Here is an 18,579-nt window from a genome sequence, read left to right on the forward strand (position 1 = left end):
CTTCTTGCGTCCGTCACATGAACTCTGCCTCGGAAGACCGCTGGCGCGACCTGCGCCCGGACCCGGAAAACGACACCCCGCTCTATCTGCAACTCGCCCGCAAGCTCGGTCACGCGATCCACGAGAACCGCTGGAACGCCGGCGAAGCATTGCCCTCCGAACGCGTGCTGTCGGACGCGCTGGGCGTGTCACGCATCACCGCGCGCAAGGCCATCGCGCTGCTCGTCGAACAGGGGTTGATCCGGCGCACGCAGGGCGCGGGCAGTTTCATCACACCGCGCTATGAAGATCCGCTGTCGCGGCTGTCGAGCTTCAGCGAAATGCTGCGGCGACGCGGCTTCACGCCGAGTTCGCAATGGCTGTCGCGCGAAATCCAGCCGGCGAATCGCGATGAAGTGATCCAATTGGGTTTGTCGCCGGCGGCGGCGGTGACACGTCTGCGGCGTCTGCGGCTCGCGGACGGCATCGTGATGGCGGTAGAAAACTCGACGTTTCCGTCTTCGGTGATTCCCGATCCGCAGGCGATCGGCGATTCGCTGTACAGCTATCTCGAGCAACGTGGGTTGTCGATCGTGCGCGCGTTGCAGCACTTCCGCGCGGTCAACGCGAGCGAAGAAATCGCGCAGCAGATGAGCATCGCGCCGAACGAGGCGCTGCTGCTGATCACGCGCGTCGGTTACACCGCCGACCAGCGCGCGATCGAACTCACCGATACCTACTGCCGCAACGATTACTACGATTTCGTCGCGGAGCTTCGCAAGTAGGCTGATGGCGCGCTATGCCCAGCGCGCGTCGTCGGTGCCGATCGGCACGGGCGGGCGGGCGTAGAACGGCGGCGTCTCCGACAGCCGTTCCGCCGGCATCACGCTTGTGACACGGCCAAACGGTGAGTCGACGGTTTCCAGACAATCCTGCACGTCATCGAACGTGACGTCCGGCGTGCGCCAGCCGTCGGCGACCTGTCCGAACGACGTCAGCCAGTGGCCCGTCTGCGCCAGCGAAAGCCGGACGTGCCAGCTGCCGCCTTCGGTTGCCCGCCTGGCCAGCGCGACCATTGCGCCGAATGCAGCCAGATAGCCCGTGCCATGATCGAGCGCCTGACACGGCAGATGTCTGGGCATTCCACCTTGCGTTTCTGAACCACCGCCTTCGCCGCGCGCCGCAAGACTCTCCGTCCACGCGATGCCGCTCGCCGACTGCACGAGGCTGTCGAAGCCGCGTCGCAGCGCCCACGGCCCGGTGTGGCCATATGCCGAAATCGACACGCACACGATGCCCGGACGCAGCCGCGCCAGCTCTTCCGGCGCAAACCCGCGCGCCGCGAGTGAGCCCGGACGATAGGCCTGCAGAAACACATCCGTGTTGCCCGCCACCAGCGCACGCAGTCGCGCGCGCGCGGGGTCGTCGCGCAGATCGAGTGTTGCGGAGCGCTTGCCGCGACCATTGTCGATCACGAGCGGCGCAATATTCGGCAGATGAGGACCGTTGATCAGCAGCACGTCCGCGCCGTGCTGCGCGAGCGCGCGCCCCGCAACCGGCCCCGCGATGATCCGCGACAGGTCGAGTACACGGGTGCCGGCAAGCGGCAGGGACGCGTCGCCGCGACCCGGTGCCTCGGGTTGGGAATCGCCGATCCGTTCGATCTCGAAGAGCGGCAGGGACGCGATCGCCTTCGCCTGATCGAGCGCGGCCCATTCATCGGGCGCGCGGATCAGCGCAGCGCACAGACAGGCGTCGGCGAGCGTCTGATCCAGCGTCGCGCCGTGCCAGCCGCGAATAGCTTCAGCGACGGCCTTCGGATCATTGGCGCAGCCGAGCACCTTCAGCACACCGTCAAGATGATGCTGAAAGTTGGTATGAAGCTGGATCCAGCGATTGTCGCGCGTCGCGTAAAAGCCGGTGACCGGATTGCGCAGCTCAGGCGGCAGCCCGTCGTTCACCCGCAGATACCGCTCGCTGCGAAACGTGGCAAGCGCACGCCGCACGTCGACGTCGACGCGCTGCTGCCGGCCGGTACGCAGGCGAAAGCATTCCGCGGCGGCAAGCGCCATGGCCGCAATCGTCGCGGACGCCAGCGTGCCAACGCGATAGACGGACGGCAACGCAGGGTCTTCGCCTGCGAGCGAGACGGCGTCAAGCGCCGCGGGGCTGCAGGCCGCCAGCGACCAGAGATGTTCAAGCGCGAGTCGCGGTGTCATGAGCAGGGGCAAGCGCCCGCGACGAAGCGGGCGCATTGATGGAACTCACTGTTCGATCATAAAACGATCGCCCCGTTCCTGCCGGAAGGCACAAAACCCGCCGCAGCCTGCGCTCACGCCGCCGGGAACCAGCGCGGCATCCACGCACGCAGCGATCGCCGGGAGAGCCTGAACAGCCGCGAAGCATCGGCCGACAGCGTCCGCTCACGCAGCTCGCAGCCGGCGAACGTCAACGCGACGCGCGCGTTGCCGGGCCCGGCGCTCACCCACGCCCGCGCGCCGCGCGGCAACTCAAATGTTTCACCGGCGGCGAGCCAGTAATCCTCCGGATCGCCATCGAGCGTGATCCAGATTTCCCCGGCCATCACCTTCAGGATGAGCGGCCGGGCGACGCGCCATGCGGCCGCCGGCTCGTCATGTTGCAGTTCGAAAGTACGGATTTCGCGCATCGCAGTGCTCCTTGAAACGACTTTATGATTGAGTCATTATTGCGGCGCGACGACCGGAACCCCATGCACACTTCCGGACAGTTTCATCGAAACTGTACAGTCGAAAAACCAGACAGTAGCCGCTAATCCAGACAATGAGCCAGCCAATGAGCCGGACAACAGGCCGGACAGTGAGGTGGTATGAAACTCGAACTTGACCGCGAAAACGGCGTGCCGCTCACCGAGCAGATCGTCAACGGCGTTCAGACGTGGATCCGGTCGCGCGTCGCGCATCCGGGCGCGAAACTGCCGTCGATCCGCCAGTTCGCCACCGATTACCAGATCAGCCGCTTCCCGGTGATCGAGGCGTACGACCGGCTCGTGTCGCTCGGTTTCATCGATTCACGGCACGGTTCGGGCTTTTACGTCGCCGAACGTTCGCGCGCGATGCTCGCGGGTCAAGGCACGTCCGACCCGCGCCGCGCGGACGAAGAGTCGGTCCACATCCTCCAGCAGTTCAACCATCCGGGCGAATCGCTGAAGCTCGGCAGCGGCTTCATCCCCGAAGCGTGGCGCGACATGGACAGCATCGGCCAGGCGATCCGTCACGTCTCGCGCGTCGACAGTTCAAGCTTGATCGACTACGCAACGCCGCTCGGCAACGCGACCTTGCGCGACCACCTGCAGGGCCGCATCGCGCAGCTCGGCATCATGGCCGACGCGTCGCAGATCCTGATCACGAACGGCGCGAGCCAGGCGCTCGACATGCTGATGCGCTACATGCTGAAGGCCGGCGACACGGTGTTCGTCGAAGATCCGGGCTACTACAACCTGAACGGTCTGCTGAAGCTGCATGGCGTGCGGCTCGTCGGCATTCCGCGCACGCGCAACGGCCCCGATCTCGACGCGATGCAGGCGATGCTGAAAGAGCATCGTCCACGCCTCTTCTTCATCAATACGGTGTTCCACAACCCGACCGGCACGACGATCTCGCCGCCCGTCGCGTTTCGCCTGCTGCAGCTCGCACGCGAGCACCAGTTCACGATCATCGAAGATGACATCTACGCCGACTTCCAGACCGAGCCGACCGACCGCCTCGCGACGCTCGACCAGCTCGAACACGTTGTCTATGTGGGCGGCCTGTCCAAGACGCTGTCGTCTTCGCTGCGCATCGGCTATCTGGTGGCGAGCCCGGCGATCGTCAAGGATCTCGCCGACGTGAAGATGCTGACGAGCATCGGCGGCTCGCGTTTCGCGGAAGCGGTAGCCGTCGCGCTGCTGGAGCGCGGCATGTATCGCAAGTATCTCGAACGGCTGCGTCGCCGGATGCGCGATGCGCTCGGCCTTACCGTGCACACGCTCGAAGACAGCGGGTGGGATCTTTTCGATAAACCGCTCGGCGGCAAGTTCGTGTGGGCGCGCGTGCCGCATGTCGAAGACGCGACGCGGCTCGTCGAGTGTGGCGCGCCGCTCGGCGTGACGGTCGCGCCGGGCAGCTACTTTCGCCCGAACGCCGAACCGAGCCCGTGGATCCGGATCAACGCGGCGTTCACCCACGACCCGCGCGCGCGGGCATTCTTCGACGCTGCCGCCGCGCTTCCGGGCTGACGCACGACGCTGCGTCCGCTGCGTCCGCTGCGTACCCGGTGCCACCGGGCAACGCCCGCCGCAACCGGCAAGGCACCCACCCGGCGCGATTCCCGGCGGCGTCGTGACGCTTGCCGTTAAAATGACGGCTCGCCGCGTTGCCAGACTGCGCGCCGCCTGCGCCCTCCTCTGCCCTCATGTCCATCGCCCAGACCGCGTCCGCCCCGTCTTCGAAATCCCTCACCGTATTGCTGTGGCTGGTGGCCACCGGCTTCTTCATGCAGACGCTCGACGCGACGATCGTCAACACGGCGCTCCCCGCGATGGCGACGAGTCTCGGCGAACTGCCGCTGCGCATGCAGTCGGTGGTGATCGCGTATTCGCTGACGATGGCGGTGATGATTCCAGTGTCGGGCTGGCTCGCGGACAAGCTTGGCGTCCGGCGCGTGTTCCTGAGTGCGATCCTCGTGTTCACGGTCGGCTCGCTCCTCTGCGCGAACGCGCATACGCTGAACCAGCTGGTGGTGTACCGCATCGTGCAAGGTGTGGGTGGCGCGATGCTGCTGCCCGTGGGGCGACTCGCCGTGCTACGCACGTTTCCGGCTGAACGTTATCTTCCGGCGCTGTCGTTCGTCGCGATTCCGGGGTTGATCGGTCCGCTCATTGGTCCGACGCTCGGCGGCTGGCTCGTGAAGATCGCGTCGTGGCACTGGATCTTTCTGATCAACGTGCCGGTGGGCATCGCCGGCTGCATCGCGACGTTCATCTTCATGCCGGACAGCCGCAATCCTGATACGCCGAAGTTCGATCTGAAAGGCTATCTGCTGCTGATCGTCGGCATGGTCGCGATCTCGTTCGCCCTCGATGGCCGCACGGAACTGGGCATCCAGCACGCAACCGTGCTGGTGCTGCTGATCCTGAGCCTCGCGTGTTTTGTTGCGTATGGACTGCATGCGGTGCGCGCGCCGCAACCGATCTTCTCGCTCGATCTGTTCAAGATCCACACGTTCAGCGTCGGTCTGCTCGGCAACCTGTTTGCGCGGATCGGCAGCGGCGCGATGCCGTATCTGATTCCGCTGCTGTTGCAGGTGAGCCTCGGCTACAGCGCGTTCCAGGCGGGCATGATGATGCTGCCGGTTGCGGCGGCGGGGATGTCGTCGAAGCGGCTCGCGACGACGCTCATCATGAAATACGGCTACCGGCGCGTGCTCGTCACAAACACCGTGCTCGTCGGCCTCGCGATGGCGAGCTTCGCGCTGACGAGCGCCGGCCAGCCGCTCTGGCTGCGGCTCGTGCAGCTTGCGTTCTTCGGTGGCGTGAACTCGATGCAGTTCACGGCGATGAACACGCTCACGCTGAAAGACCTCGGCACCGGCGGCGCGAGCAGCGGCAACAGCCTGTTTTCGCTTGTACAGATGCTGTCGATGAGTCTCGGCGTCACCGTCGCGGGCGCGCTGCTCGCGACCTTCACCGGGCTGATTGCACGCGTCACCGAAGCCAATTCGCTGCCGGCATTCCACGCGACGTTCCTGTGCGTCGGCATCATCACGGCGGGCTCGGCGTGGATCTTCGCGCAACTCTCGCCGGATATCCGCTCGCGGGCGAAAAAGACCGACCCATCCGAGCGGACGTAACGACGGTATCGCGTCAGGGCGCCAGGTGACGTCGCGTTTCCGCGGTTCATGCCGGCGTAATGGCTCAGACGGTTCGCGGGTTTCGGCACAGAAACGCCGTGCACGAGTACCCGCAGCAGGGCGTCACGCGCACCATCGCTGTGCGTCGCGCGGCCGCGAAGTGCGAGCCGGCACACAGCCTGACGAATCCAGCCGCACGCAGGTGTCATTTTCGGATGCGCATACTTCTTGCTGGCCTATCCTGTAAACTTGCGTTTTCGGCGGGCTGTGCGCCACAGCTGACCACTACACGACCGATATGATGAGCATGATCGACCTCGATCCCCCCGGCTTCCAGCCGCCGCGTCCGATGGCGGGCGACGAAGGCGCGCGCCGCACCGTCCTGTACGGCGGCTATACCGTCTTCAGCGTGTTCCAGCCGGTGTTTTCGGTGTCGCACCGTCGCGCAATCGGTTATCACGCGTCGCTACGCGCGCGCGATGAACACGCGCGTCATGTGCCGTCGCACGAAGTCTTCACGCAGGCCGCGCGGCGCGGCGATCTGCTTGAACTCGGGCGTCTTGCCGAATCCCTGCATCTCGGCAACTTCAATGCGTTCGACAGCCACGACGAGTGGCTTTTCCTGAGCCTGCATCCTGCGGCACTGATGGACACGAGCTACGGCGACGCGCTGCTCGCCGGGCTGAAGGCGCTCGGCCTGCCGCCGCAACGCGTGGTGCTGGAAGTGTCCGAACAGGCCGGCGGCGAGACGACGCGTTTCTCGGAAATCATCGACGCGCTGCGCAAGTCAGGTTTCCTGATCGCGCTCGATGGTTTCGGCGCGAAGCATTCGAACATCGACCGCGTGTGGCAGCTGCGCCCCGACATCGTCACGCTCGACCGCTGCATTCTTGCGCAGGCGAGCGAGCATTCACATATCGAACGCGTGTTGCCCGGCCTCGTTTCGATGCTGCATGAATCCGGGCAACTGGTGTTGATGGGCGGACTTTCGACCGAGCGCGACGCGCTCATCGCACTCGAATGCAATGTCGATTTCGTGCAGGGCGCGTTTTTCGCGGGCCCAAGCGTCGATCCGGTGAAGCCGCAAGCCGCGGCCGGCTTGATGGATGCGCTGTCGGCGGCGTTGCGGGAGCGCGTATCGGCGCGCGAGCGTGCGCAGGTTTCGCGGCTTGCGCCGTACGTGAAGGCACTCGAAGCCGCCAGCGCCCAGCTTTTCGCCGGCGGGACGGTCGCGCACGCGACAGCGCCGTTGCTGGCGCTCGGCGAAACCGCGCGCTGTTTCGTGCTGGACGCCTCCGGCCGGCAGATCGGCGACAACGTGCTGCCACATGGCCGCGCATCGCAACGCGCAAAACGGTTCCGCCCGCTCCTGCATTCCGAAGGCGCGAGCTGGGAGCGCCGGCCGTATTTCATCCGGGCCGTTCGCGAGCCGGGCAAGGTTCAGCTGACGCCGCCGTATCTGTCGATCAACGAGGCGCACCTGTGCGTGACGGCGTCGATTGCCGCGGAAACGGCGCGTGGGTTGCAGGTGCTGTGCGTCGACATCAACTGGGAAGTCGCCGCGCACCGGAATTGAGGGATGCGGTTTTGTTGAGTGAAAGCGGCACGGCGCGCGCAGGCCGGTCAGCACATGACCGGTTCGGCGCGGCCAATCCGTTCAAGCAGGCGAGTGACAGCACGCGAACCCCACGCCGCATTCGCCGCACGCAGATTTACCACTGACGACACGACGCACAGCCGCGCGATGCGTCCATCGCAGGCGGCCGCGACGTCAAGCAGGCCCGTCACCTCCCCTTCCGCCATCAACGCAACGCCCGCCATGCCATTGATCGTCACAGGCGCGGCATTGCGCGTAGATGACGTCAGCTGATCCACCCAGCGCGCCGAAGCAATCGCCTCACCGGCATTGGCTTTTTCTTCCGCATCGCTGAGCACAACCGCTTCTTCGCTGAACAGGCGCATCAACTGCGCGCGATCCTGCGCCTCGATCGCCGCGCGCAACCGCTCGACGACCTGCGCATGCGCGGACGGATCGACGGCCGGCTTCGGCTCGCCGCCTTCACGCTGCAAGCGCGTTTTCGCGCGATGGACGATCTGCCGGCAGTTCGCCACCGATTTGCCGATGATCTGTGCGATGTCCGCGTAATCGCAATCGAGCGCCTCGTGCAGCACGAAGGCCGCGCGCTCATCCGGCGTCAGGCGTTCGAGCATCAACAGCAAACCGTACGACATCTCTGACGCACGCAGCGCCATTTCTTCCGCCGACGGCACGATGCCATCGAGCCACGGCTCTGGCAGCCAGCCTGCCGCACGCGACAGGCGCTCCATCTGCAGATGCCGCAGGCGATCGATTGCAAGACGCGTCGTAATCGTCGTGAGCCAGCCTGCGGGCGCGCGAATGTCGCTGGCGTCGGCGAGATGCCACTTGAGCCACGCGTCCTGCACGACATCTTCGGCTTCCGCGCGACTGCCAAGCATCCGGTACGCGAGCGCCATCAGCTTTCCCCGCGATGCCGCGAACGTCGCGGCCTTGTCCATTTCATCTTCCGTCATGCGTGATGCTCCGTGATCGTGGAGAAAACACTTCGGCGCTGTGGAATTCGCGCCCCGCCTTCATAGACGGTTCAGCGCGCCCCCATGTGACAGTCGCCCGACAAAATAAATCATGTCACGCGATACGGCGTTCCCGCGTCTTGCAGACAGGATTCTGCGCGACGTCAGCCGTGCGCGGAATCCACCAACAACCCAACGAGGAACGCATGTCATACCTGTATCCGCCCCCGTCATTTTCGGGTCTCGGCCTCGTGCCGACCGTCATCGAACAGTCCGGTCGCGGTGAACGCGCCTACGACATCTATTCGCGGCTTCTGCGTGAGCGGATCGTGTTTCTGGTGGGGCCGGTGAATGACCAGTCGGCGAGCCTGATCGTCGCGCAGTTGCTGTTTCTCGAGTCCGAGAATCCTGACAAGGATATTTCCTTTTACATCAACTCGCCGGGCGGCTCGGTTTATGACGGCCTCGCGATCTACGACACGATGCAGTTCATCAAGCCCGAAGTGTCGACGCTATGCACCGGCTTCGCGGCGAGCATGGGTACGTTTCTGCTCGCGGCCGGCCAGCGCGGCAAGCGTTACGCGCTGCCGAACGCACGCATCATGATTCACCAGCCCTCAGGCGGCGGACAGGGCACGGCCGCCGACGTCGAGATCCAGGCGAAGGAAGTGCTGTACCAGCGCGAACGCCTGAATGCAGTACTCGCCGAACGCACGGGCCAGAGCATCACGCAGATCGAAAAGGACACGGACCGCGACAACTACATGTCCGCCGAAGGTGCGCAGTTGTACGGTCTGATTGACGGTGTGCTGACGACGCGCACCGAGCTGCAGAGGGATGTGAAGCACAGCGAGATGTGACGGGCCGGCTGGCGGGTTTCGGGCGCACCCGTGTGCGGCCCGAAGCGTCTGTCGCCTTTACCGCTTACGCGAGCCGCGATTCCAGATACGACGCCACGACCTGTTTGTATTCGACGAGCAGCAGCTTGCGCTCTTTGGGTTTCGCGACGGCGTACAGCGGATTCATACTTTTCACCACCTGAAGCGTGACCTCAGCGATGCGAAAGGCCTCGTCGCCTGAAAGCGCCGGCTGATAACGCTGGAACAGTTCGGCGAAACGGCCGCGCAGCCGGTTGCGCGCTGCCGCATCGCGTTTGAAATTCAGCGAAACCGACAGCAGTGGAATATAGGCGGGACGGGTCGCCATGAACGCCGCCATCATCTCGAACAGGCTGCCGACCAGTTCCGGCACCGTCATCCCTTCAGCCGCGACGCTGAGCGCGGTCCAGCGCTCTTCCATCTCGTTGGCATAACGCGTGCGCAGCGCGAACACGAGCGCTTCCTTGTTCGGAAAGTACTGATACACGGCACCGATCGACGCGCCCGCGCGCTCCGCGATGGCGGTCATGGTCGCGGCGTCGAAACCGCGCTCGGCAATTACCGCGCCCGCCGCTTCGAGCAGCGCATCGACGCGCCGCGCGGCGCGCTCCTGTTGCGGCACCCGCCGCGCGGTTCCAGACAGAGCTGAGGACATTCTCACATTCTGAGCGTATGATTATATGAGGCCATCCTCACATAAAGGCGACATATGACGCAAGCACTTTCACTCGATCCGAAGACCACCGCGCTGGTTCTGATCGACCTCCAGCATGGCATCGTCGGCCGCGAACTGGCGCCGTATCCGGGCAGCCAGGTCGTCGAAAATTCGGTGCGTCTTGCCGAGGCAACGCGCGCCGCGGGCGGCACCGTCGTATTCGTGCGCGTGCTGCTGACAGAACTGCTGCAGCGCTTGACGGACGCCGCGCCGCAGGCGCCGAACACCCCGCCGCCGCCCGCGATTGCATCTGAGCTGGTGCCGGAAGCCGGCGTACAGCCTGGCGATCTGGTGGTGACGAAGCGCCAATGGGGCGCGTTCTACGGCACCGATCTCGAACTGCACCTGCGTCGCCGTGGCATTCGCACGGTCGTCATGGCCGGCATCGCGACGAATTTCGGCGTCGAGTCGACGGCGCGCGCGGCGTTCGACCAGGGCTACGACCTTGTCTTTATCGAAGACGCCATGTCGAGCATGAGCGCCGAGGCGCACAAATCCAGTACCGAAGGCGTGTTCCGGGTGATGGGCCGCGTGCGCTCCACGGCTGGATATGTCGAAGCGCTGGGTCAGGCGTCGTAACAGGCCTCGAGCCGGCTGTTTCGGCAGCCGGAGCCGGCACGCGCCATGGAGGAAGCTCGCGAACGAAAAACCGCAGGGCGAAATTCAGGAAAGAACCTTGTCGACAAAAGTCTGTACCGCGCCATTGAACAGTCCGGGCCTTTGCAGCGGCGCGAAATGACTCACGCCAGGCAGCAGGACGAGTTCCGCACCGGGGATGCTCCGCGCGAGATATTCGGCGTGTTCCGGCTTGATGAATTCATCGTGCTCGCTCTGCACGATCGCGACGGGCACACGGATCGCAGCCAGCTCGTGCGCGGAATAGTTGGGTTGCGTCCGCATCATCTCGCTGACCGCGCCAACAAACGCATCGAACTGATCCGGTGTGGCGGACAGCTGTTCGTAGTCTCTGCGATGTCGTCCGAAACACCGGTCGATGAGCGGCGTGGGCACGAATGCCTTTGTGCCGCTCGGGTCCATGTTGCATCCAAAGAAGAAGACGCCCGCAACGCGTTCGGGCGCTTTCATCCCGAGGATCAACGCAGTGCATGCGCCGTCGCTCCATCCCACCACGGCGGCTTTTTCGAGCTGTAACGTGTCCATCACGGCGAGCACGTCGGACGCCATCCGTTCGTACAGGAAGGGCTTTGAATCGCGCGTGCTACGGCCGTGGCCGCGGCTGTCGATGATTACGACGCGATGGCCCGCGCCGACCAGCGCCGGCACCTGATAGCCCCAGTTGCCGCTATGGCCGAGGCCACCGTGCAGCAGGATCATCGGTGAGCCGGCACCGTACGTCGCGTACCAGATTCGGGCGCCGTCGTTGTCTACGTAGCCTTGATCGCGCGTGACGGGCAGCGGCGCTGCGCCGTGCGCTTCGAAGTGCTTGAGGTCGTCGTCTTGAGGTTCCATGTTGATCTGGCTCGAAGTACGGGTGGACGTTGCGTTGAAGTCTGGGCAGGCTCGCCGCGAACCGCAGAATGCCACCGCTTTTGCGAACGTGCATGGCTTCAGGCGACAAACTGAAAGGTTTTATCCGCTCGCCGCCGTTCCGGCCCGCGCAGATCGCGACGTGACGCGACGCGACATGATGGCCGCAGCGGATCCGACGCCCAGAAAACAGAAAGCCCTCACACAGGAGGGCTTTCATTTCAACTTCGATTCGCGAACCGCTTACGCGAAATTCTTCGAAGCAAATTCCCAGTTCACGATGTTCCAGTACGCTTCGACAAACTTCGGACGCGCATTGCGATAGTCGATGTAGTACGCGTGTTCCCACACGTCGATCGTCAGCAGCGGCTTCGCATCGGTGGTCAGCGGCGTTGCAGCGTTGCTGGTCGAAACCAGATCGAGCGAGCCGTCGGTCTTCTTCACGAGCCATGCCCAGCCCGAGCCGAACGTGCCGACTGCGACCTTCGTGAATTCTTCCTTGAACTTGTCGTAGGAGCCCCACTTCGCGTTGATCGCGTCAGCGAGCTTGCCAGTCGGCGCGCCACCACCTTGCGGCGACAGGCTGTTCCAGAAGAACGTGTGATTCCAGATTTGCGCTGCGTTGTTGAACACACCGCCCGACGACTTCTTGACGATCTCTTCCAGCGACAGGTTCTCGAACTCGGTGCCAGGAATCAGCTTGTTCAGGTTGGTCACATAGGTCTGATGATGCTTGCCGTAGTGAAACTCGAGCGTCTCTTCCGACATGTGCGGAGCGAGCGCGTTCTTCGCGAACGGCAGCGGCGGGAGCGTATGTTCCATGATTGCGTTCCTTGTATCGTGTTATGGGGAGTCTGCGGATAACGCTGTAGAGCACTCGATTGTAGGCGACCCGGAATAACCGTGCAAACCGCCGGTCTTTATGACGGGGATCGTGCAAACGCGCTGCACCTGCAGCGTAAAAGATGCTCGTGCAACCCGTGTGACGAGGTCAAAAGTACGGAATCAAAAGCCTTCAGTGAGACGCGGCTGCACGTCGGAAAGCGCGATATCGGCCGAGCCTTCAGCGAGATGAACGGTGAGACGGCGGCCCGGTTTCAGCGCTGACGGCGCGCGCACCGCACGACCGTTCTGCGCATCGAGCAACGCAGCATAGCCGCGCTCAAGCGTGCGCTGCGGGCTCAATACTTCGAGGCGCGCGGTGAGTGTCGCAACGCGCGCCGTCTGCCGCTCATGCAGACGTTGCTGCGCGCGCTCGAGCCGTTCAGCGAGCGCATCTACCTTCGCGTGATGCGCGATGAGATCGGGACGCCAGCGCTGCCAGCGCATCTGCAGCAACGAGAAGCGCCCCCTCGCGTCGCGAACCGGACGCGCACCCGCCGACGCCAGCCTTACAGAAAGCTGATGCAGATGCGTGCGCTGTCGCGCGAGCCGTTCGGCAGGCGAAACGAGGCGGCGCGCGAGCCAGTCGAGTTGTTGCGCGCGACGTTCCATCATGCGGCCGAAGCCACGTGCGAGCGTGGCGTGCCGATGATCGAGATCGCGCAGCAGCAGCACGCGTTGCGGGCTGACGAGTTCGGCGGCGCCGGTCGGCGTCGGCGCGCGCACGTCGGCGGCGAAGTCGGCGATCGTGAAGTCGGTTTCGTGCCCCACGCCGCTCACCACCGGCACCGCGCTTTCAGCGATCGCGCGTGCGAGCACTTCTTCGTTGAACGCCCACAGGTCTTCAATCGAACCGCCGCCGCGACACACGATCAGCACATCGATTTCGCGCCGTGCGCTGGCCGTCTCGACCATCGCCGCGAGCTTCGCGCTGACGCCCGCGCCCTGCACCGGCGCCGGATAAATGATCACCGGAATATGCGGCGCGCGACGCTGGAGCGTCGTCAGCACGTCGCGCAACGCGGCGGCCTGTAGCGATGTGACGATGCCGATCGCACGCGGATGCACCGGAAGCGCGCGTTTGCGTTCGGGCGCGAACAGGCCTTCGGCTTCGAGTTGCGCCTTCAGCTTCAGGAACGCTTCGTAAAGACGGCCCTGGCCCGTGCGGCGCACCGCTTCGACGTTCAGTTGCAGTTCGCCGCGCGGCTCGTACATCGTGACCAGCGCGCGCACCTCGATGCGATCGCCTTCGCGCGGCGTGAATTCGGCGTACTGCGCGCGACCGCGGAACATCACACAGCGCATCTGCGCCTGGGCGTCCTTGATCGAGAAATACCAGTGGCCGCTCGCCGCGCGCGTGAAATTGGACACTTCGCCGGCCACCCAGACGAGCGGAAACGAGCGTTCGAGCATCGAGCCGATCGCACGATTCAATGCCGACACCGGCACGACGACCTCGCCGCCGGGCTCGCCGGACGACGCAAAAGGACTTTCGGAATTCATGCGAGGAATGGGTTTTGACAGGCAGGACAGACGATAGACCGACTGGCCATTCGCGTCCAGCGCACCGCGCAGAATATGGGAAGTGTCCACATTGGCGCACTATCGTGCGGACGACCCGATTAGCATCGTCGGGAAGGCCGTAAGTTCGTAGCATGTATTTGATTTTTATGGATTTTGCATTTCCAAAAGCGTGAGCTACGCCGACGCGCAGCGAGCCAGGCGGCCCTTTGCGGGCAACGGCAGGCAGGTTCTCCACAAAGTTATCCACAGGCATGGATGCACCGTTTTGACGATCTTCGTGGGCACGTTTTGCGCTAGCCGACTTGCGGCGCACGCCGCCCGCGCGCTAGAGTGCCGGCTTCCCGAAGCGCTCAGGCGCCGACCGGTTTCGCGTCATTTTCAGGTCGTCGTCGCCCTGCGCGGCGTCCGGCTCGACCGGCCGATTGCCGTTGCCCATTCACCGCCCGGAGAATCTGCGTTGCTGCCTGCCCTGCCCGCCCTGTCTGTCCTCCGCGCCTTCCTCGTCCTGCATGCCCTTCGCGCCCTGGGTGTACGTCGTGGGTTTTGTTCCGCGCCCGTCGTGCTGTCCGTCCCGGCATTCCCATCATGAGCGGACTGAAATCCCGGATCGAAGCGCGTCTGGCGCAGGAATGGCAACGCCGCGGCCCGCTCGCGTGGGCGCTGACGCCGTTTGCCTGCCTGTTCGGCGCAATCGCCGCGTCGCGTCGCGCCGCGTTCGCGCTTGGCTGGATGAAGAGCGTGCGCGTGCCGGTGCCCGTCGTGGTGGTCGGCAACGTCACGGTCGGCGGAACGGGCAAGACGCCGACCGTGATCGCGCTCGTCGACGCGCTGCGTTCAGCAGGCTTCACGCCAGGCATCGTGTCGCGCGGCTACGGCGCGAAAATTTCGCGCCCGACGGCGGTCACACCGGCGTCGTCGGCGAATGTGGCCGGCGACGAGCCGCTCCTCATCGCGCGCCGCACGGGCGCACCGGTCTGGGTCTGTCCCAACCGCGTCGCCGCAGCGGAGGCGCTGTGCGCGGCGCACACCGATGTCGACATCATCGTCAGCGACGACGGCCTGCAGCACTACCGGCTTGCGCGCAATGTCGAACTGGTGGTCTTCGATCACCGGCTGGGCGGCAATGGTTTCCTGCTGCCTGCCGGGCCGTTGCGCGAGCCGTTGTCCCGTCAGCGTGACGCGACGCTGATCAACAATCCGTACGACCGCGCGCTGCCGCCGTGGCCCAATACGTTCGCGCTCGCGCTCACGCCGGGCGATGCATGGCATCTCGACCAGCCGGCGCTGCGCCGTCCGCTCGCGCAGTTCGCCGGTGAACGCGTGCTGGCCGCCGCCGGCATCGGCGCGCCGGAACGGTTTTTCGCGACGCTGCGCGCGGCCGGCCTTTCGCCCGCGACCCGCGCGCTGCCCGACCATTACGCGTACACCACCAATCCTTTCGCCGACGTCGAGGCCGACGCCATCCTGATAACCGAAAAGGATGCGGTAAAATTGGGGCCCTGGCATGATGCGCGGATCTGGGTTGTCCCGGTCGAAGCCGCGCTGGATCACCGCCTTATCGCTTTAGTCGTGGAGAAAGTCCGTGGACGCTCGCCTGCTTGAAATTCTCGTCTGCCCGATCTGCAAGGGCCCGCTTAGCTACGATCGCGCCGCGCAGGAACTGATCTGCAATGCCGACAAGCTGGCCTACCCGATCCGTGACGGCATCCCGGTGATGCTTGTCGACGAGGCGCGTCAGACTGTCGAAGGCACGCTGGTCGAGCCGTTGAATCCGCCGTCGGGCGCGTAACGTTCGTGCGCCTGCGGGGCCTCCGGCTCCGCTTTCTTCGCTTCAGCCTTTGCGCGTTCGCTGTCGAGCCAGCAGTTTCGAGTATCGAACATCGAACGCGCGTCCACGGTTCTCATCCGCTGTCCGCCCTTCCGATGACCCAATCCGCACCTCCTGCCGCCCAGCCGTTCATTGCCGTCGTTCCGGCACGGCTTGCCTCAACGCGTCTGCCGAATAAACCGCTCGCGGACATCGGCGGCAAGCCGATGGTCGTGCGCGTGGCCGAGCGTGCGCTCGAGTCGGGTGCACAGCAGGTGTTGATTGCGTCGGACGCGCAATCGGTGCTCGACGTCGCCCGCGCACATGGCCTCGAAGCGGTGCTGACGCGCGCCGACCATCCGTCGGGCACGGACCGGCTTGCCGAAGTCGCTGCGCATTTCGGCTGGAGCGACGACACGATCGTCGTCAACGTACAAGGCGACGAACCCCTGATCGACCCGGCACTCGTGCGCGGCGTTGCAGCGCATCTTGCAGCCAGCAGTGGCTGCGCAATCGCCACCGCGGCGCACCCGATCACCGATCCCGCCGAAGTCTTCAATCCGAACGTCGTGAAGGTCGTACTCGACGCAAAGGGCGTCGCGCTCTACTTTTCGCGCGCCCCCATTCCGTGGGCACGCGACGCGTATCAGGCGCACTGGCCCGACGTCGCGACAATGCCCTCGCCACCCGCGCCTGCGACGGTCTACCGGCACATCGGCCTCTATGCCTATCGCGCGAAATTCCTGCGCACGTATCCGACGCTGACGCTCTCGCCGATCGAACAGGCCGAAGCGCTCGAACAGTTGCGCGCGATGTGGCATGGCGAGCGCATTGCAGTGCTCGTCACGCAGGACGCGCCGTTGCCAGGCGTCGATACCCCTGCTGATCTCGCTCGCGTACAGGCGTTATTCGGGTCGCGAGCGTAAAAACCCATGGCATAATCGAACGGTTGCGCGAGCCGCCCGGAGCCATTCTTCATCAGGGTTTCCCCCCGTTTGTGCCGCTGGCTGCCTTGCAGCGCCGTCGTTGAAGACGTGCTGCGCGAGGTACGCCGCTGCATTGCGCGCGGGTTTCAGAAACGCACTGAGCGAAGTTGTGCCGATATTCCGTCTGCCTCGCGCCGCCACAGAATTCACATAGATCTGGAGATATCACCATGCGTTTGATCCTGTTGGGCGCCCCCGGCGCGGGAAAGGGCACCCAGGCAAACTTCATCAAGGAAAAGTTCGGCATCCCGCAGATTTCGACGGGTGACATGCTGCGCGCGGCCGTCAAGGCCGGCACGCCGCTCGGCCTCGAAGCAAAGCGCTTCATGGATGCAGGCGAACTCGTCACAGACGAACTCATCATCAACCTCGTGAAGGAACGTCTGTGCGAGCCGGATTGCGCGAACGGTTATCTGTTCGACGGTTTTCCGCGCACGCTGCCGCAAGCTGAAGCGATGAAGCAGGCCGGCGTCGCGATCGATTACGTGCTGGAAATCGATGTGCCGTTCGACGAGATCATCGTGCGCATGAGCGGCCGCCGCATGCATCCGGCGTCGGGCCGCACGTATCACGTGAAGTTCAACCCGCCAAAAGTCGACAACGTTGACGACGTCACCGGCGAACCGCTGATCCAGCGCGACGACGACAAGGAAGAAACCGTCAAGAAGCGTCTGGACGTGTACGTCGCGCAAACCAGGCCGCTGATCCAGTACTACAACGACTGGGCAGCTCGCGGCGACGAAAACGGTTTGAAGGCGCCGCAGTATCGCCGCATTTCGGGCCTGGGTCTGGTCGATGAAATCCGCGCGCGTGTGTTCGATGCGCTGAAGTAAGCACATTCGAATGCCACCAGAAAACCCGCCGACATGGCGGGTTTTTTGTTTCCCCTCTGGATATGCCAGCAGGCGTAGCCACCCCACCCGGGTTGTTGCGGCGGAATTTCCAGCCGTTACAATCATCGATCAAGTGAATATCGAAACGCGACCGGTCGACGACCGATACAACAGGAGCAGTCATGGAGATTCGCGACAACGTATTTCTCATCACCGGCGGTGCATCGGGTCTGGGCGCGGCCACTGCACGCCTCGTCGTTGAAAACGGCGGCAAGGTCGTGCTCGCCGACCTGAACGTGGACGCCGGCAACGCGCTCGCGAACGAGCTAAGCGGCGTGTTCGTGAAATGCGACGTCAGCCGTGAAGACGACGCGACGCACGCAGTCGTTGCCGCCACGAAGCTCGGCACCCTGCGCGGCCTGATCAACTGCGCGGGGGTCGCGCCGGCGATCAAGACCGTCGGCAAGGACGGCCCCCATCCGCTCGATTCCTTCGTCAAAACCATCTCGATCAACCTGATCGGCACCTTCAACATGATCCGCCTCGCCGCCGCGGCGATGTCGAAGAACGAGCCGAACGCGAATGGCGAGCGTGGCGTGATCGTCAACACGGCGTCGGTGGCTGCGTTTGACGGGCAGATTGGTCAGGCGGCGTACGCGGCGTCGAAGAGCGGCGTCGTCGGCATGACGCTGCCCATCGCGCGCGATCTGTCGCGCAACGCGATCCGCGTGATGACGATTGCACCGGGTATCTTCGAGACGCCGATGCTGCTCGGCATGCCGCAGGAGGTGCAGGACGCGCTCGGCGCAATGGTGCCGTTCCCGCCGCGTCTCGGCAAACCGGCGGAATACGCGATGCTCGTTAAACAGATTCTCGACAATCCGATGCTGAATGGCGAAGTGATCCGGCTGGATGGTGCGATCCGGATGCAGCCGAAGTAGGGTTTTATCGGCGTGAGGCTGTGCGTTGCGTGATGACGCGATCCGTTGCGTCGCTTTCGGAGCGTCGCGTTGCATCGGATTACGACACGTGCCGTGAAAAAAAGAACGCCTGCGATTTGAGTCGC

Annotated in this window: 18 protein-coding genes; 11 read left to right on the forward strand and 7 right to left on the reverse strand. The window is 64.4% G+C overall.

Annotated features, from left to right (window positions below; genetic code table 11):
• Nucleotides 1-17: 17 nt before the first annotated feature.
• The gene (locus P3T16_RS13990) at nucleotides 18-764 is read left to right on the forward strand and encodes a GntR family transcriptional regulator (RefSeq protein ID WP_429254616.1); all 747 of its coding nucleotides are present in this window, start codon (nucleotides 18-20) and stop codon (nucleotides 762-764) included.
• A 12-nt stretch (nucleotides 765-776) separates the two neighbouring features.
• Here the strand turns inward: P3T16_RS13990 and P3T16_RS13995 are convergent, their stop codons facing one another.
• Both P3T16_RS13995 and P3T16_RS14000 read right to left on the reverse strand, forming a co-directional pair.
• A complete protein-coding gene (locus tag P3T16_RS13995) occupies nucleotides 777-2,198 on the reverse strand; it encodes a CoA transferase (protein ID WP_429342738.1) in 1,422 nt (473 codons plus the stop codon).
• Between the two features lie 113 nt (nucleotides 2,199-2,311).
• A complete protein-coding gene (locus tag P3T16_RS14000) occupies nucleotides 2,312-2,647 on the reverse strand; it encodes a DUF2917 domain-containing protein (protein ID WP_429342739.1) in 336 nt (111 codons plus the stop codon).
• A 180-nt stretch (nucleotides 2,648-2,827) separates the two neighbouring features.
• Between P3T16_RS14000 and P3T16_RS14005 the strand changes: the two genes are divergently transcribed.
• From P3T16_RS14005 to P3T16_RS14015, 3 genes are all read left to right on the forward strand, one after another.
• Nucleotides 2,828-4,234: a PLP-dependent aminotransferase family protein gene (locus tag P3T16_RS14005; RefSeq protein ID WP_429342740.1), complete on the forward strand. Its 1,407-nt coding sequence runs from the start codon at nucleotides 2,828-2,830 to the stop codon at nucleotides 4,232-4,234.
• Nucleotides 4,235-4,410: 176 nt separating this feature from the next.
• Nucleotides 4,411-5,847 carry a multidrug transporter subunit MdtD gene (gene mdtD, locus P3T16_RS14010; protein ID WP_429254620.1) on the forward strand — a complete coding sequence of 479 codons (1,437 nt, stop codon included), beginning with the start codon at nucleotides 4,411-4,413 and terminating at the stop codon, nucleotides 5,845-5,847.
• A gap of 301 nt (nucleotides 5,848-6,148) precedes the next feature.
• Entirely contained in the window at nucleotides 6,149-7,423 is a 1,275-nt protein-coding gene (locus P3T16_RS14015; RefSeq protein WP_429254621.1) for an EAL domain-containing protein, read from the forward strand.
• 47 nt (nucleotides 7,424-7,470) lie between these two features.
• Here the strand turns inward: P3T16_RS14015 and P3T16_RS14020 are convergent, their stop codons facing one another.
• Nucleotides 7,471-8,400 carry a sigma-70 family RNA polymerase sigma factor gene (locus tag P3T16_RS14020; protein ID WP_429342741.1) on the reverse strand — a complete coding sequence of 310 codons (930 nt, stop codon included), beginning with the start codon at nucleotides 8,398-8,400 and terminating at the stop codon, nucleotides 7,471-7,473.
• A 206-nt stretch (nucleotides 8,401-8,606) separates the two neighbouring features.
• Between P3T16_RS14020 and clpP the strand changes: the two genes are divergently transcribed.
• The gene (clpP, locus tag P3T16_RS14025) at nucleotides 8,607-9,260 is read left to right on the forward strand and encodes an ATP-dependent Clp endopeptidase proteolytic subunit ClpP (RefSeq protein ID WP_429342742.1); all 654 of its coding nucleotides are present in this window, start codon (nucleotides 8,607-8,609) and stop codon (nucleotides 9,258-9,260) included.
• Between the two features lie 64 nt (nucleotides 9,261-9,324).
• Here the strand turns inward: clpP and P3T16_RS14030 are convergent, their stop codons facing one another.
• Nucleotides 9,325-9,933, reverse strand: a complete 609-nt coding sequence (locus P3T16_RS14030; protein ID WP_429342743.1) for a TetR/AcrR family transcriptional regulator — start codon at nucleotides 9,931-9,933, stop codon at nucleotides 9,325-9,327.
• 54 nt (nucleotides 9,934-9,987) lie between these two features.
• Here P3T16_RS14030 and P3T16_RS14035 point away from each other — a divergent pair, with 54 nt between their 5' ends.
• The gene (locus tag P3T16_RS14035; RefSeq protein ID WP_429342744.1) at nucleotides 9,988-10,572 is read left to right on the forward strand and encodes an isochorismatase family protein; all 585 of its coding nucleotides are present in this window, start codon (nucleotides 9,988-9,990) and stop codon (nucleotides 10,570-10,572) included.
• 84 nt (nucleotides 10,573-10,656) lie between these two features.
• On the opposite strand, the gene P3T16_RS14040 is transcribed toward P3T16_RS14035, so the two are convergent.
• From P3T16_RS14040 to xseA, 3 genes are all read right to left on the reverse strand, one after another.
• Nucleotides 10,657-11,463 carry an alpha/beta fold hydrolase gene (locus tag P3T16_RS14040; RefSeq protein WP_429342745.1) on the reverse strand — a complete coding sequence of 269 codons (807 nt, stop codon included), beginning with the start codon at nucleotides 11,461-11,463 and terminating at the stop codon, nucleotides 10,657-10,659.
• A gap of 261 nt (nucleotides 11,464-11,724) precedes the next feature.
• Complete coding sequence (gene sodB, locus P3T16_RS14045) at nucleotides 11,725-12,303, reverse strand: superoxide dismutase [Fe] (RefSeq protein WP_429254627.1); 579 nt, start codon at nucleotides 12,301-12,303, stop codon at nucleotides 11,725-11,727.
• 183 nt (nucleotides 12,304-12,486) lie between these two features.
• On the reverse strand, nucleotides 12,487-13,866 hold the full coding sequence (gene xseA / locus P3T16_RS14050) for an exodeoxyribonuclease VII large subunit (RefSeq protein WP_429342746.1): 1,380 nt from the start codon (nucleotides 13,864-13,866) through the stop codon (nucleotides 12,487-12,489).
• 606 nt (nucleotides 13,867-14,472) lie between these two features.
• On the opposite strand from xseA, the gene lpxK reads away from it, so the two are divergent.
• The 5 genes from lpxK to P3T16_RS14075 all read left to right on the forward strand — a co-directional run bounded on the left by lpxK (nucleotide 14,473) and on the right by P3T16_RS14075 (nucleotide 18,454).
• Nucleotides 14,473-15,489, forward strand: coding sequence for a tetraacyldisaccharide 4'-kinase (lpxK, locus tag P3T16_RS14055; protein ID WP_429342747.1), 1,017 nt, complete (start codon nucleotides 14,473-14,475; stop codon nucleotides 15,487-15,489).
• Nucleotides 15,470-15,676 carry a Trm112 family protein gene (locus P3T16_RS14060; protein ID WP_429254629.1) on the forward strand — a complete coding sequence of 69 codons (207 nt, stop codon included), beginning with the start codon at nucleotides 15,470-15,472 and terminating at the stop codon, nucleotides 15,674-15,676. Before lpxK ends, P3T16_RS14060 begins: the two co-directional genes overlap by 20 nt.
• 134 nt (nucleotides 15,677-15,810) lie before the next feature.
• Nucleotides 15,811-16,620 (forward strand): 3-deoxy-manno-octulosonate cytidylyltransferase, encoded by an 810-nt coding sequence (kdsB, locus tag P3T16_RS14065; protein ID WP_429342748.1) that lies wholly within the window; start codon nucleotides 15,811-15,813, stop codon nucleotides 16,618-16,620.
• A gap of 230 nt (nucleotides 16,621-16,850) precedes the next feature.
• Entirely contained in the window at nucleotides 16,851-17,513 is a 663-nt protein-coding gene (gene adk, locus P3T16_RS14070; RefSeq protein WP_429254631.1) for an adenylate kinase, read from the forward strand.
• A 182-nt stretch (nucleotides 17,514-17,695) separates the two neighbouring features.
• Nucleotides 17,696-18,454: a 3-hydroxyacyl-CoA dehydrogenase gene (locus tag P3T16_RS14075; protein ID WP_429342749.1), complete on the forward strand. Its 759-nt coding sequence runs from the start codon at nucleotides 17,696-17,698 to the stop codon at nucleotides 18,452-18,454.
• Nucleotides 18,455-18,579: the final 125 nt, after the last annotated feature.

Source organism: Paraburkholderia sp. GAS42, from assembly GCF_050436565.1.
In the GTDB taxonomy this organism is placed as follows: domain Bacteria; phylum Pseudomonadota; class Gammaproteobacteria; order Burkholderiales; family Burkholderiaceae; genus Paraburkholderia.